This window comes from Candidatus Phytoplasma pruni (assembly GCF_013391955.1).
In the GTDB taxonomy this organism is placed as follows: domain Bacteria; phylum Bacillota_I; class Bacilli_A; order Acholeplasmatales; family Acholeplasmataceae; genus Phytoplasma.
The window spans coordinates 1-14,055 of the sequence record NZ_JABUOH010000062.1 but is presented as its reverse complement, the minus strand read 5'-3'; the positions used below and the strand labels follow the sequence as shown (position 1 = coordinate 14,055).

9 protein-coding genes are annotated in these 14,055 nt (G+C 27.5%); 4 read left to right on the top strand and 5 right to left on the bottom strand.

Annotated features, from left to right (window positions below; all coding sequences use genetic code 11):
- Positions 1-20 precede the first annotated feature (20 nt).
- The 4 genes from HR065_RS02885 to HR065_RS02870 all read left to right on the top strand — a co-directional run bounded on the left by HR065_RS02885 (position 21) and on the right by HR065_RS02870 (position 3,448).
- The gene (locus HR065_RS02885) at positions 21-350 is read left to right on the top strand and encodes a hypothetical protein (protein ID WP_178734399.1); all 330 of its coding nucleotides are present in this window, start codon (positions 21-23) and stop codon (positions 348-350) included.
- Between the two features lie 199 nt (positions 351-549).
- Positions 550-1,380, top strand: a complete 831-nt coding sequence (mutM, locus tag HR065_RS02880) for a DNA-formamidopyrimidine glycosylase (RefSeq protein ID WP_178734398.1) — start codon at positions 550-552, stop codon at positions 1,378-1,380.
- Positions 1,381-1,415: 35 nt separating this feature from the next.
- A complete protein-coding gene (locus HR065_RS03770) occupies positions 1,416-2,615 on the top strand; it encodes a DnaD domain protein (RefSeq protein ID WP_178734397.1) in 1,200 nt (399 codons plus the stop codon).
- Between the two features lie 8 nt (positions 2,616-2,623).
- Entirely contained in the window at positions 2,624-3,448 is an 825-nt protein-coding gene (locus HR065_RS02870) for an ATP-binding protein (RefSeq protein WP_244948351.1), read from the top strand.
- 132 nt (positions 3,449-3,580) lie between these two features.
- Here the strand turns inward: HR065_RS02870 and HR065_RS02865 are convergent, their stop codons facing one another.
- From HR065_RS02865 to HR065_RS02845, 5 genes are all read right to left on the bottom strand, one after another.
- On the bottom strand, positions 3,581-4,387 hold the full coding sequence (locus tag HR065_RS02865) for an HAD family hydrolase (protein ID WP_178734395.1): 807 nt from the start codon (positions 4,385-4,387) through the stop codon (positions 3,581-3,583).
- Between the two features lie 334 nt (positions 4,388-4,721).
- Entirely contained in the window at positions 4,722-9,056 is a 4,335-nt protein-coding gene (locus HR065_RS02860; protein WP_178734394.1) for a hypothetical protein, read from the bottom strand.
- Positions 9,057-9,070: 14 nt separating this feature from the next.
- Complete coding sequence (locus tag HR065_RS02855) at positions 9,071-10,402, bottom strand: AAA family ATPase (RefSeq protein WP_178734393.1); 1,332 nt, start codon at positions 10,400-10,402, stop codon at positions 9,071-9,073.
- Positions 10,403-10,479: 77 nt separating this feature from the next.
- Positions 10,480-11,406 carry a hypothetical protein gene (locus HR065_RS02850; RefSeq protein ID WP_178734392.1) on the bottom strand — a complete coding sequence of 309 codons (927 nt, stop codon included), beginning with the start codon at positions 11,404-11,406 and terminating at the stop codon, positions 10,480-10,482.
- Between the two features lie 44 nt (positions 11,407-11,450).
- Positions 11,451-13,538, bottom strand: coding sequence for a coiled-coil domain-containing protein (locus tag HR065_RS02845; RefSeq protein WP_178734391.1), 2,088 nt, complete (start codon positions 13,536-13,538; stop codon positions 11,451-11,453).
- Between the last annotated feature and the right edge of the window lie 517 nt (positions 13,539-14,055).

Genomic DNA, 14,055 nt, shown 5'->3' with positions numbered 1-14,055 from the left:
TGATTAAAGGAGAAAATAAAATGAGTGCTAAAAACAATAATCAACGCTACCTTTTAACAGACAACGTAGCTGTAGAAGTTAAAGTGAGATATGTTAAACAAAATAATAAAAACGTAAGAGAATGGTATACTAATAATTTAACAACTAATTATGATGGTAAAAATTATTCTTTTGATGAAGTGGTTTTAGTCTTCGGTCATATTGATAGCGATAATCCCGAGTTTTTCTTACAACCTGGTCAAAAAGTTAAAGTTTTAGGCGGAAACCTGAACTCTCTTGATACATCAGTTAAAAACAATGTTTTAACAATCGATAAATTCCAACAATTAAGCGACAAAACACAAAAATAATTAATAATTGCTTGTTTTTTGTTAATAGACATTTTCTTACGAAATAAGATTAAATTGGTTTTTAAAATAGTAAATTTGTTCAAGTTAAGATTTAGCTTAATAATTTAAACTCCCATAAAAACATTTCTTAATTTTTAAAGTAGTAATCGAGAATGTCTTTTTATTTTAAAAAAAATTTTTAAAGGTTAGAAAAGAAAAGATGCCAGAATTACCAGAAGTCGAAGTCATTATTCGTCATTTACATCAAAAATTGATTAACCGCACTATTAAAGGGATAAAAGTTTTTTATGAACCGATCGTGCAAAATATGGCTCATTTTAACCAAATGTTAAACCAAACTTTTTTAGACGTGCAAAGAAAAGGTAAATATTTACTTTTTTTCTTAAGTGATGATTGGGTTCTTGTGGGACATTTAAGAATGGAAGGCAAAGTATATTTAAAACCGCAAAAAGAATGTCTAGAAACGGGTAAACATGAGTATTTTCGTCTTTTGTTAGATAACGATATGGTGTTGCAATATTATGATTTTCGTAAATTCGGGCGTTTTTTGTTATTTAAAAAAGATCGTTATTTAGAAGAAAGCAAATTAGAGCATTTAGCCCTTGATCCTTTTTTGATTCCTGTCAAGACTTTATACGAGCGTTTACAAAAAACGCGTGTCGCGATCAAGACGGTTTTGTTAAACCAACGCATTATTTCCGGGATTGGTAATATTTACGCTAACGAAATTTTATTTGCTGCGCGGATTCATCCAGAAACTAAAGCAGCCCATCTTAATTTCCCTCAAACGCAATTAATTTTAACTAAAGCGCAAGCTATTTTAAAAGAATCGATCGCTTTAGGGGGCACTACTATTAGTACTTTTGATGCTTTAGGAAAAACCGGGTCTTTTCAAAATAAACTCTTAGTGCACGGTAAAGATAAGCAAAATTGTGTAGTTTGTCAAAATAAAATTGAAAAAAGAAAAATAGGCGGACGTGGTTCTTATTTTTGTTCTCATTGTCAACCCGTGATAACTAAAAAAGCTTGATTATTTAAAAAATATTTTTTTAAAGGAGATTCATAGTGTTTACTTTACAAAATTTTAACGTTCATAATCGTAATATCTTATCTCATGAAGAACAAAAAATTTTAACTTTATTGTATCAGCCCTTAATAGGGACAGACACGATAGGGCTTTATTACACTTTATCTTTTTTAAACACTAATGATCTTGCGGAGCCTAATTTGATTCATCAATTTTTATTGGATTTATTAAACATTGATGAAAAAACTTTTTTTCAATTGAAAGACAAGCTAGAAGCGGTTAATTTATTAACGACTTATCAAAATAAAAAAAAAGAGCATCTTTATTCTCTAAATCCTCCTTTAAGCGCGGTTTTATTTTTTCAAGATCCTCTTTTGAGTCAATTCTTATTAAGCGAAGTCGGCGAACATATCTATTTCTCTTTGGAAAAGATATTGCTACCCGAAAATTCGTTGAATTTAACTACTTATCAAAACATGAGTAAACATTTTACTGATGTTTATCATTTTGAAAAAATTAATCCTCAAGAAACTTTAAATACTTTTAAACACAATAATGAAGAAAAAAAACAAGCCACTGTCTTGCAAAAATATTTTAATTATGAAACTTTTTTAAACCATTTATCAGAAAGATTTAAAAAACCTTTTTTATTGGAATGGCAAAATATGGATTATATTATTAAATTAGCTTTTGTGTACGCTTTAACGCCTGAAGAAATGGCTACTTTATACCAAGATAGTTTTCGTAATAATTATGAAGATGATCTAGATTTAAACCATTTAAGAAATAGCTTAAATCTTAAATTTTCTCAAAGTAACGCTAAAATTCAAGCTTTAAGTAATAAAAACTTAAAAACAGAAACTAACGAAATGATTCTTTATTTGAAAAATTCTCATCCGCATCGAATTATTAAGAATTTTAGTAAAAATAAACGTTTTGGGGCTGGTTTGTATGATATTGTGTTTTTATTATTGAAAAAAACAGAGGTTGAAATTGGGGTTATTAACGCTTTAATTATGTATGTTTGTAAGATAAAAGCTCATAAAGATGATTCTTTTATTTCTTATAATTATTTTGATACCATTTTAAAATCTTGGACTAAAAAAGGGATTGTAACCACCGAGACGGCTTATGATTACCTGATGGAAGAGAACGTCTTTAAAACTAGCAAAAAAGACAATAAAAACAGTCCTAAATGGTTAGATGATTTCAAAAAAGAATTAGGATTTAAAAATTAAAAGGTGTAATGATGGTTGTATTAAATAAAAAATATTTAGAAGAAATGAAAGAAGTTATCGCTAACGATCCGGAGACTAAAAACTTAAAAGTCGAAGATAAAGATGTCATGATGGTTTTTAATTACCTACAAAACAAGAATAAAGATCATCGTTTTGGTTATAAACAAGTTTTAAAAACTAAACCTTATCTACATATTAAATTACAAGAAACATCCGCGACCAAACATATTGATTTGAAAAATAACTTAGAACAAAATAATATTTTATTTAACCAAGATTTAAAACTAGAAGAAGTATCTTTAAACGCTTTTAAAATTAATAATTTAGTGCAAGAAAAAGTTTTGCAAAAAACTCAAGAAATGATCAGCTCTTTTGATCGTGTTAAAAACGGCTTTTATCTTCATGGTCATTTTGGGACAGGAAAAACTTTCCTTCTTAAAGCTTTAACTAAAGAATTAATCGATAAAAACATCTCAGTTTTATTTATTTTTATGCCTGATTTAGCGCGTCAATTTAAAACTACTTGGTATAGCGATCTCTTAGAAAAAAAACTTCATTATTTGAAAAAAGTGCCTTGCTTAATTTTAGATGATATTGGTTCGGAAAACATGACTTACTATTTTAGAGATGATATTTTATTACCTTTATTATATTATCGTTTTGAACATAAATTACCCACTTTTTTTAGTAGTAATTTTGATTTAGAAGGCTTATTTAATTACTTCAAATCTTTCCAAGATTTCAATAGTGAAATCAAAGCTTATAAAATAGTTAACCTGATTAAAAAAAACACCTCTATCTATAACTTTTCGGCTTCAAACGAAGAGTTTTAAATCAACTTTATTATCTTTTGGATAATAATTAAAATATTTTCTATAAATTAAAATAGTTTCCCTAATAAAAAAACCTCTTAAAAAGAGGTTTTTTTATTAGATGAAAAAGAACCATTAAGCCTTTCTTAAAAATCAAACTAGTTTATTAGCTTTGAAAAAGTCATATAATTGGTTTTTTTCGATACTAGGAGCGACTAATTGAGCGTTTTGTAAGACTTCTTCGTATTTAGTGTTACCCATCGCGATACCGATATCCGCTAGTTTTAACATTTCAATATCGTTGTGTCCATCACCAATACAAACTACTTGGTAATCCGGATATAGTTCTTGTAGTTTTTGAATACCAGAAGCTTTGTTGAAATAACGATACACTAAATCACTTCTCCCTGGACGAGAAAAATAAGGTTTTAAAACTTCTATTTCTTGGGAGAATTTCTCTACTACAGCATTATCTTCATGGAAAGCCCACATTTGGTAAACATCATAATCTAACGTCTCAACAGCGAAATTTTCATTAACGTTGATTTGTTGACCTTCTTTAATAATCCATTTTCTTTTGCCGTCAGTTTCGATTAATTTTTCGACATCAGAATTAATCACTACAATCTCTCTTTGATCTAAACCAATAATGCCTAAACCAATAGAATACTCTTTGCCTTTATTAATGATTTTGGTTAATAACTCTTTGGAAAGTTTTTGTTCGTGGATAGTTTTTTTATCAGCGATAATATAACTCCCGTTCATTAACACTAAATTTTCAAAAAGAGGCAATAAATCGCCTAAATTAGATATTCCTCCACGGCTTCTACCGGTGGCTATTCCTAATTTAACATTAGGATCTTTAGCTAAAGCTTGAATTAATTGACGAGTTTGGGGGTGGATAACATACTCTCTAGTCATTAAAGTACCATCAATATCAAAAAAAAATAATTTTTTCATTAAAAAAACCTCACTTTTGTTTTTTGTTTAATTGTTTTTTAAAAAAAAGAACGTTAAAAAAGATATTACTTCCTTCAGAGAATCTTTCTTTTTTGATCTTGGAAGGAAATAAAAAGCTTACATTCATTATATTATAATATTTTTGTCATAAAGTCAAATTTTTTATTCATTTTAAGATAAGAAAGAATAAGCTCTAAAAGGGTTAAAAAAGCTTGTTTTTATTAAAGGTGATAATTTTATATTAGAAATATTTTTAAGAAAGAAAAAACCACTAAAATTAGTGGTTTTTTAACTATCTTTAGTTAAGTGAAAAGATAGAAAGGATTAAAGATTATTATTTTAAAGGAAACGTATTTACAATCTTGTCGATATCATCTTTATAAAGAGTTTCTTTTTCAAATAATAAAGCACGAACTATTTCTTCTAATAAAGCTGAATTGTTTTCTAACATGTTTTTAGATTCTTGAATGTATTTATCGTAATTAGGATCATTAGGCACTATATTCATGTTTTTCATCAATTCATAAGCAACATAGTTGTCGGATCTTTTGTTAGAATCTTCATGGTTTCTCTGCCCTGAACCTAAGCCTATTCTTCGTTTAATTAATTTATATTGTTCATTTAATCTTTTTTCACTAGCGGTGCCGGCTAACGTCATTAAGAGTTGTTGTTTTTTATCAGATAGAGGACTCGCATTCGCTACAGTAACACCCTTATAACTTTCTTTTTCATTAGGTATGATAGTGACGAAACTTATTTCATTATTGCCTTTTAAATTTCCTATAACATGTCCGGTTTCATGATAAGCAGTTTTAGCTACGCCGTCAAGCAAACCTATTTTAAAACAATTTTTATCATACTCCAAATATAAATCTTTAATTTTTTTGGATTGTTCGTTCGCTTGAATAAAAGCGTTTTCAAATTGTGTTCTTAATGTTTTAATGTTTGCTTTGTTTTCGTTAATGAGGCTTTTTTTGCCTGAAATTTCGGACTTAAGGTCTCTTATAAGCCGTTGTTTTAAATATTCAATGTTTAACAAAGAATTGTTTTCTTTGCGATCAAGGGCATGTTGATTAATTTCTTTGTCTAAACGAGCAATTTCTTCTTCTTTAATTTTTATCAATGTTTTTAATTCTTCTATTTTTGCTTGTAATTCATTTATTTTGTTTTTAATATCTGTCCTTTTATTTTCATAAAATTGTATGTCTTGTTTTTTTAATCCAATTAAAGTTTCTAACGTATCAACTGTCCTTTCTGTTAGAGGTTCTTTTTTGATTAATTTAATTAAACTTTCGTTAAATTTTATGTTTTTTTCTAAATAATTTATGTCACCGTTTAAATATGTTGCTTCCCTATTTAAATTTGATAAATTTTCTATGTTTACAAGAGGAACCAAAGAAGCGAATGAATAAGAATCAATTTCTTTTTGCAAAGCTTCTATTTCTTGTTTTTTTGTTTTAATTTTTGTTTTTAAATCAAGCGTTTCCTTTTTATCTTTTTCTATTTCGTCTTGAGACTTTTTAATAGTTTGTTCATTTGTGTCTTCTTGTCTGGAAACCCAATCCGGACTTGATTCCCGATTAAACCTCACTTTTTGACCTTCTAAGAAAACAATAAAAGCATTTGATTCCCAGCTTAATCTCTGATACTCGTCGCTGATCCTTCGTTGTTGATTGATTGTTCCTGCGTGATCGTTTATTTCTTTCTCATGCGCATTTATTTCTTTTGATATTTCTCCTCTTTTTTTGTTTTTTTTATCAATAAGATTTGTCAATCTTTGTATTTCTTGAACGATTGAATTTTCATATTCTTCGTTTTTTTTTAAAATAGGATGTTGTTCATCCATTTCAATATCTGTTTCAATGGTTTGTATTAAAGTTTCTAAATAAGCAATATTTTCTTGTTTTATCAATTTATCAACAGAATCAACGTTTAAATAAGTATTTTTTAAACTTTCGATTTGATCTTTTATTTTTCTTTTTAGTTCTTCTATGTCTTTTAAAGCCTGTTTTATCAATCCTTCTTGTGTTTTCGTATTTTTGTAAGTTGTATCAATTTCTTTTTCAATGTCTTGTAGTTTTGACAATTCATTTTTTATATTACCGTATTCATTTTGGAAAAATGTTTGATTTAATCGAAGTTTTTCTTCTAACAAATCTCTTCTTTTTTCGTATAAATTATTTAAATCCGTATTTGATTTTTCTTCAGTGTCGTTGAATTGATTAATGCTGTTGGTTTGTTTTCCGGTTTCTCCATTAACATAAGTTCTGAACTTATTGCAATGTTTAACAAATTTAGGATCAGTTTCTAATTTATTTTTCATTTTTGCAGTATATTTTTTATTTTTGTCCATCAATTCTTGTAATTCTTTGTTTCTTCTATCTTTTTCTGTTGCATATTTTGTCGTTAATTCAACAATCTTGTCATTAATATCTTGGCTTGTTTCTGCAATTAATTCATTTAAAGCTTCAAATTTGCCACGTATTTTTTGGTAGTGATCAAAACTAGTTTTATAATTTCTGTAATCTTCTATGGGGTTGCCATCTGGATATGTATTACTAGTTTCTTTATCTTTTTTGCTTAAATCACTTATAAATTTAGGTTTTTGAATGGAAACAAATTGTTCTATAATTTGGTTTTTTAAAACATTTGAACCATAATCATTATTTGTAGGGATTTGATCTAACATATTTAGATTAACTTGACGTTTTTCATCAACTTCTTGTTTAATCTCTTCAAACTTTTTAATCCATTCATCTAATTCTGCATTTTTAACATCAATTAAGTTTTTTAAAGCAGCCATTTCGTTAAAATGGGTTTTAAGCATTTCATGAAATGTTTGATCAATTGTAGTAGGTCGTTTTAAATCTCCCCACTCTTTATTGATTTTATCAATTTGTTCTTTAATCAAGTTATTGTGTTTACTAATGTGATCTTGTTCTGTTTTAATATGTTCGATTAATTTATTAGCTTCTAGTTTTAAATTGTCAATTTCTGTTTTTTGGTCTAATAAATTAATACCGTCCAGACCTTGTTCTTCTTTAATTTTGCGGTATTTTTGATCAATGTTGTCTGTTTTCTTTTTGATTAGTGTTTCAAAAGCCTTAATTTTATTTTGAATTGTTTCTAAAGTTAATTCAATATTGGCTTCGTTAGTTGTTTGAAGTTTATCTATTATCGTTTTAAAAGCGTTTAAAACATCTTGAAAAAGCGGAGCTTCTTTATTTTCTGACGTTAAAAAAGCTTTGAAACGTAATTTTAAATCTAGCATATGTTTTTGATATGTTTGTTCTAGATCTTTAGGAATTAGTTGAAAGTTTTTATCATTTTCTTCGTATGATTCTTTTGTATTTTTTTCAAATTGTTGATTTAAAGTAGTTATTTTCTCTAAAATAAGGTAATTTTTTTGTAAAAAATTGTCTTCAAATTGGAATTTATGTGCTTCGAAAATAAAATCAACCCCTTGGTTAATAGGTTCCAGAGGGATATCTTTTAAAAAGATATTTAATTCTTCTTTTAATAAGATATTTAATTTTTTTTTTAATGAAGATAAATTTTGTTTTCCTTCTGGTGTTAAATTTTGTTCTTCTTCTGGCGTTAAATCTGTTTTTTCGATAACATTTTTTTCTAAAGCCTGATTGAAATTTTCTTTTTTGTTTTCAATTTGTACTTCTAATTTGTGTCTGATTTCGTTTAATTTTTTTTGATTATCTTTGAACTTACTTAATAAGTCGTAATAAGCGTTATAAAGATCAGTTTTAATTTGTTTTCCGGCAATATCAGTAGTGAGAATATAAGGGAAATTTCTAACAATTGCTGATCCATCGCTTGTAGGATGAGTATAATTATTAACTTTAGTATGATAACCTCTTGTGTTGGCGTACGCTCGTCTTTCTTCAACTGAGTTGAAAACGATGTCTACCTTTTGTCCTAAAATGTTGTATTCGTTCTTTCGATTTTCCAATGCACCTTCTGGTGTTGTTTCGTATTTTTGACCATTGTAAATAGTGTTTCCTGATCTAAAATATTCTTCATGATATTCGCGTTGCTTCTTATAAGCTTGTCGAATTTCTTCTTCTTTTCTTTCTCTTTCTTCTTCTTTTCTTTCTAATTCATCGTTTTTAGCAACATTATTAATCCATTCTGTGGTCACATTATTAAAATTACTAGGATTAAATTCTTTTGGCTTATCATTTGAATTAACTATTTGTCGAGGAATAACGCTATCAATCCGTGCTTGATTAACATTATTAAAATTGCTAGGATTAAAAGGTCTTGGTTCCTTGTTCGGATCCGGCATGGTTGGAGGAATAACGCTATTAATCCATTCTGCCGTCACATCTTTAAATTTATCCGGATTAAATTCTTTTGTTTTATCATTTGAATTATCTGTTTGTTGAGGAACAACGCTATTAATCCATTCTGTGGTCACATTATTAAACTTATCCGGATTAAACGGTATTGGCTGAGAAACCGTTTGCCGATTAGCAGATTTGGAATTATATTCCTCAGCTCTTTGAATTTGAGACCTTATTTGTTGTTCTTTTTCTTGACTATAAGCACTTATGACGTTATTATTAAAAAAAAGAGAAAAAAAAGATAATAAAGAAAAGATTATAAAAATAATTAATTTTATGCTTTTATAAAAACTATTCTTTTTTATATTCATTTTTCTATTACCTTTTAATTATTATTTGGTTGATTATTGTTATTTGATCGTATGTGTAATTTTGTAAAGTCTTCATCATTAATCGCGCCTAAATATTCTGAAGAATTACCGATTAATTCCGCTAAAGCTTCTTCTAAATCAGAAATTAAAATTTGACCGTGACCATGGAAACCTGCATTAGCAGCAGCTTTATCTATCAAATGAGTTAATTTACGATTGGAACCAAGCAAGTAAAAGTGTTTTTTAACTCTTTCGGTTAAATCGTGTAATTTTTTTCTCTCTTTTTCTTCAGGAGTTCTTGTATCGCCGAATTCAGACGGTTCTAAAGCGCCTTGTTCTTCGATTACTCCTAAAGCATCCATTTTATAACCTTTGTCAGTTATCGCCTTAGCAAATTTATCAGGAATTTCCATAGCTCTATTTAATTTAGCCACAATAACTTCTAAATATTTTTTAGCTAAAGGATCCATATCCAATTTGCCGCTTATAATTTTTAAAAACCCTAATCTTTCTTCTTTTTTCAAATAACCAACATAAGTTTGATCTAAACGACTTCTAATAGCATCATCAATGGTATTTAAGTGATTGGTAGCAGCGATAAAATAAAAAGGACGATCTGGATCAGTTCCTACTCCATCTAATTCACTTAAAAAAAGACATGTTTTTACATTTTGAGCAGCACTAATATTCGGTAAAGTTCTTTCTTTTAAAACTTCTTCCGCTTCATCCACAAATATAATACTAGGTGAATTGGTTTTTGCTTTAGAGAAGACTTTTTTAATTTCTTCTGTAGTAGAATCAGGAGTTAGAGTGTAAAAAGACATTTCCGCTTTTTTAGCGAAAGCTTTAGCTAAATAAGTTTTACCGGTTCCCGGCGGGCCGTAGAAAATAGTCCCTTTTGGGTGAGCTATTTCTTCTTTCCATTCTTCTACAACTTGTATTTGAGTTTTTCCATCCGGTTGTACGACAGCTTCTTTTCTATCTTCATTTCTTAACGTATAATTTGATTTGTTTTCTAACTGAAAACGATGAATTACTTTTTCTAATTGAGCTTTTTGAGTTTTCATTCCGTAAACTTTGCCCCAATCAGGAAAACTTCCCCAGTTGAAATCGGGCGGCGATAAGGCTTCTACTAAAGCACTATTATTGCCACTTCCGCTACTTTTAACTGGTTTATTATTATTTCTATTATTATTTAAACTTTGCTTATTATTTGTTGAACTTGTTTGATTTGGGTTTTTCGCAGCACCAATTAAAGTTAACGAAAACACTATTAATAAAAACAATAAGGAAACTGATAATAACAATAAAAATTGTTTTTTATTAGTGAGTTTTTTTTGTTTCATTTTCTTTCCTTTTTATATTTAATTTGATCAATCTTTTAAAATTTTGTATCAAATGAATTTATTTTTTAATCATTGGGTCAAAGAGATCTTAACTTTTGAAGCAATTGAATAAGTTCCTCTCTTGAACTTTTTATAATATGTTTTCTTAATTCTTTACTTATTTTTGGTAATTCTTTTTTGATTTCTCCCCATGCTGTTTTTTCTTCTGCTGAAATTTGCCCTGTTCCTTCTAAAGTTGTTATTTCGTCCGGCATGTCTTTGGCTAATGATAAAATAGCAGCAAAAGGGTTTAAGTAATTGCGTATTGTATTTATGTTTGCATATTTGTTTTCTGTTTTTTGTTTTTTTTCCGCTATGAATGTTGTTCTTGCATCTTTCTCATTATGATTCAAATTTGACAAGTCTGTTGTATGTTCGTCTAAAGAATTAACTTGTCTTTGAAGAGTGTTAGAAACTTCGATGAAAAATTTCATCATTTGAGCTAATTCTTGCTCTTCGCGAGTGTTGCCTGCTTGAAATTTTTGCAAATGGGTTTCAAAGATTTTTTTAACTTCTTTATCAGTAGTTCTTTCGTTTCTTATTTTTTCTATTTGTGTTAGTGTATTTTTAATTTTTTGGGTTGCTTCACTTATTGTTTGTTTTTCTCTGTTTATTATTGCGTTATTCACATTTTCTGTTTCTGTTATTTTTGAACTTTGTTTTAATAATTCTTTAATTTTCGCTAATATTTCTGTTGGCGTTTCTGTTTGGTCATCGTCTTCTTCTTCGTTATTCCCCTGCGAATTTGTTCCCTCTGATAGATTGGCTGGCGTAGGATTATTCTGATTATTTGGCGAACTTGGTTTCTTTGTTTTTTTACCTAAAGGTTGAGAGGCAAGCGTTTTCTCCTCTTGTTTCTTAATGCGTTGTGATAAATGATAGTAAGCGGCAATATTCATAGCTAAAAGAACTATCAAACCGACAGTAATTAAAATTACTTTTTTATTTTTTTTAAAAAAATTCATTTTTTTATTTTCCTTTCAGGTTTTTTAAATTGTCATATTTTTGGTTAAATATTTAATCGTTCTATAATCTCTGTGTTTTGTAAAAATTCTTTAATATTTGTTTGTTGTGGATCTTGAATTTCATCCAGAAGTAAGTTTTTATTTTTCATCAATGGAAATTCCAATTTTGTTGTTGTTTCGTTATTGTTTGTAAAATTGGAAGTCCATGTATCCTCTAATGTTTGATCATTTTTAAAATTATTAAAAAAATCATCAAAATCTAATGTTTGTTTGGAAACATCATTTGAAAAACTTTCTTTAAACTTGGTTTCAAAGTTTTTTTTGTCTTTTTGATCTGTTTTTTTCAACATATCTTCCGCTATTTGAAACATTTCTTGACGAGTTAAAAACGGATAATATTTATTTTCTTTTTGTTTTTCTTGAAAGTCATTATAATCTGTTAATTCGTCTAAAAAGCGAGCATATTGTTGTGATTGATCATAATTTAAATATTCTTCATCTTGATGGTCAATGTTTTTTGGATTAAAAATGTTTTGAGCACCGTTTTTTACAGTGGAGCTTGATATTATTTTTTGTATTGTCAACCAATCAGGATTTATTGTTCCTTGATTTTGATTCGCTTCTCTCTTTAACGCTTCTTGTCTCCATTTAAAAGTTTCATCTCCTTTGGGTAAATGATTATCAACCACATTTAAAAGTAAATTTAATTGAAGTATTTCTCCAGGAATGGTGTTATTGCTATAATCATTTTCAATATCGTTGACAAAAGGATTGTGAGCGATTTGTTCTGCTTTTTTTAAACGATGGGTGGCTGTTTTTTTTAAATTTAAAAGGAGTTTATGGTTGACTAGAACATTTCTTTCTAATAAAATTTCTTGTAAATCATTTTTTAATTTCTCTATTTTAATTAATTTTTCAACAAAAGAAATTATCTTTTTTATATCTGCGGAATTGGTGTCATTAGTTTTTTGTTGTAGTTTATTATGATCATCTCTGTTTAATAATTCTGGTTGCATCTCCTTAACAGTTAATAATTGATTATTGTCGTTAATATTGTCTTTTATGTAGTTTTTAACTTCCGGTAAGTATTTATCTTTTAAATGTGTAAAATCTTTTATTTCGTCTTCTAATTTAGCCAATTCTGCTTTTAATTGTTCAAGTTCTTGTTCTAATTGTTGTTTTGTCTGTTTCAAAATTAGTTTGTCAGAATTTAACTTGTTGAATTCGTTTTCTAAAGTTGTGTTTTTACCTTGTAAAATTATTATATTTGGATTTAAATCATTTGTAATGTAATTTTCTTTATCTGTTTTTTGTTTTTTTAAAAAAGTGATTTCTTTATTTAAATCATTAATAGAATTTTCGAATTGCCTGTTTTTGTCTCTGGCGCCTTGTCTTATTTTATTTGTTTCTGCTTCTGTGTTGCCCAACAAACTATCAACATTGGTAATTTGTTGGCTTTTCAAATTATTAATCTTTGTTTCTTTTGTACTTATTTCTTGTTGTTTTACAAAGATTTCATATCGATTTTGAGATAAACTACCTGTTTGAATGTCGAATGTATTTTTGTTAGTAACTAATTCTTGATTTTTATAATAAATTTCTGATTTTTTAGCATTTATTTCAGTATTTTTTTTATCTATTTCTTTTTCTTTAGGATTTATTTTTGTTTCTATTAAAGTTTGTTTTTTTCTTTCCCATTCTTCAATCAATGCTTGTAATCTTTTCTGTAAGGAAACAATTGCATTCTTATTAGCGTTAGTATCAGAGAAATTCTCTTTTCCTTCGTTATTTTTTTCTTTCACGGTTTTCAATAAATCTTGGTATTTTCTCGGAATTTTATCCAATCTTATTTCTTTTATTTGTTTAACCAATTCGCGATAAGTTTCTTTTTCTTTTTCGCTTTCTTTTTGTTTTTCTTCTGGCGTTATAGCAACAATTTTAATGGGTTTTTTCTGGTCTTGTTCGTTGGAATTGCCATCCCCTGTTTTTCTTTCCAATGAGCTTTCTTTATTTCTAAAATGTTGGTTAAAGAAATGAATTAATTGTTTTCTAAAAAAGAAAGCCAGAGACGCAACAACAATAGCTGTTAAAAAGATGATAGTAGCGACAATCTTTTTACGTTTTTTTGACATAGATAATATACTATCCTTTCCTGGCTTATTTTTTCTAATATTGTTTATTTTCAAAAAAACTCCCTATAAAAAGAGTTTTTTATTCATCCTTAATAGGTTTAATAACCTTAATAATGTTGTTTAAAAGAGGTAAAATATAACGATTTAAGTTATTAAAACAATTCATTAGATATTTTTATTAGCCCTTTTCTTCTTGTTTAAAAAAACCCTTAATTTTAAAAATTGTTAGATCTTTTTAACTATATTATTCAATCAAAAATCCTTCTTGGTTGAATATTTTTTTTAAATTCCGCCTCTTTCATTAATTCTTTACAATGCTTCAAAAAAATTTTTTTTAATTTTAATATTCTTATTTATTGTTATTCACATTAAATATTTAATTAAAAGCAAAAGAGATAAAATGAACCAATTTTAATACAAATCAAAACATATTTTTTTTCTTATCAAAAAAAAATTAATTCATCTCACTTACAAGAAGAATTATTAATTCTTATTATATACTAAAAAAAAAAAAAAA

What these genes read in the sequence shown, in the direction of transcription:
- HR065_RS02845 (WP_178734391.1), bottom strand. Translation starts at nt 13,538, where the DNA reads ATGTCAAAAAAACGTAAAAAGATTGTCGCTACTATCATCTTTTTAACA.
- HR065_RS02865 (WP_178734395.1), bottom strand. Translation starts at nt 4,387, where the DNA reads ATGAAAAAATTATTTTTTTTTGATATTGATGGTACTTTAATGACTAGA.
- HR065_RS02885 (WP_178734399.1), top strand. Translation starts at nt 21, where the DNA reads ATGAGTGCTAAAAACAATAATCAACGCTACCTTTTAACAGACAACGTA.
- HR065_RS02855 (WP_178734393.1), bottom strand. Translation starts at nt 10,402, where the DNA reads ATGAAACAAAAAAAACTCACTAATAAAAAACAATTTTTATTGTTATTA.
- HR065_RS02850 (WP_178734392.1), bottom strand. Translation starts at nt 11,406, where the DNA reads ATGAATTTTTTTAAAAAAAATAAAAAAGTAATTTTAATTACTGTCGGT.
- HR065_RS02870 (WP_244948351.1), top strand. Translation starts at nt 2,624, where the DNA reads ATGATGGTTGTATTAAATAAAAAATATTTAGAAGAAATGAAAGAAGTT.
- HR065_RS02860 (WP_178734394.1), bottom strand. Translation starts at nt 9,056, where the DNA reads ATGAATATAAAAAAGAATAGTTTTTATAAAAGCATAAAATTAATTATT.
- mutM (WP_178734398.1), top strand. Translation starts at nt 550, where the DNA reads ATGCCAGAATTACCAGAAGTCGAAGTCATTATTCGTCATTTACATCAA.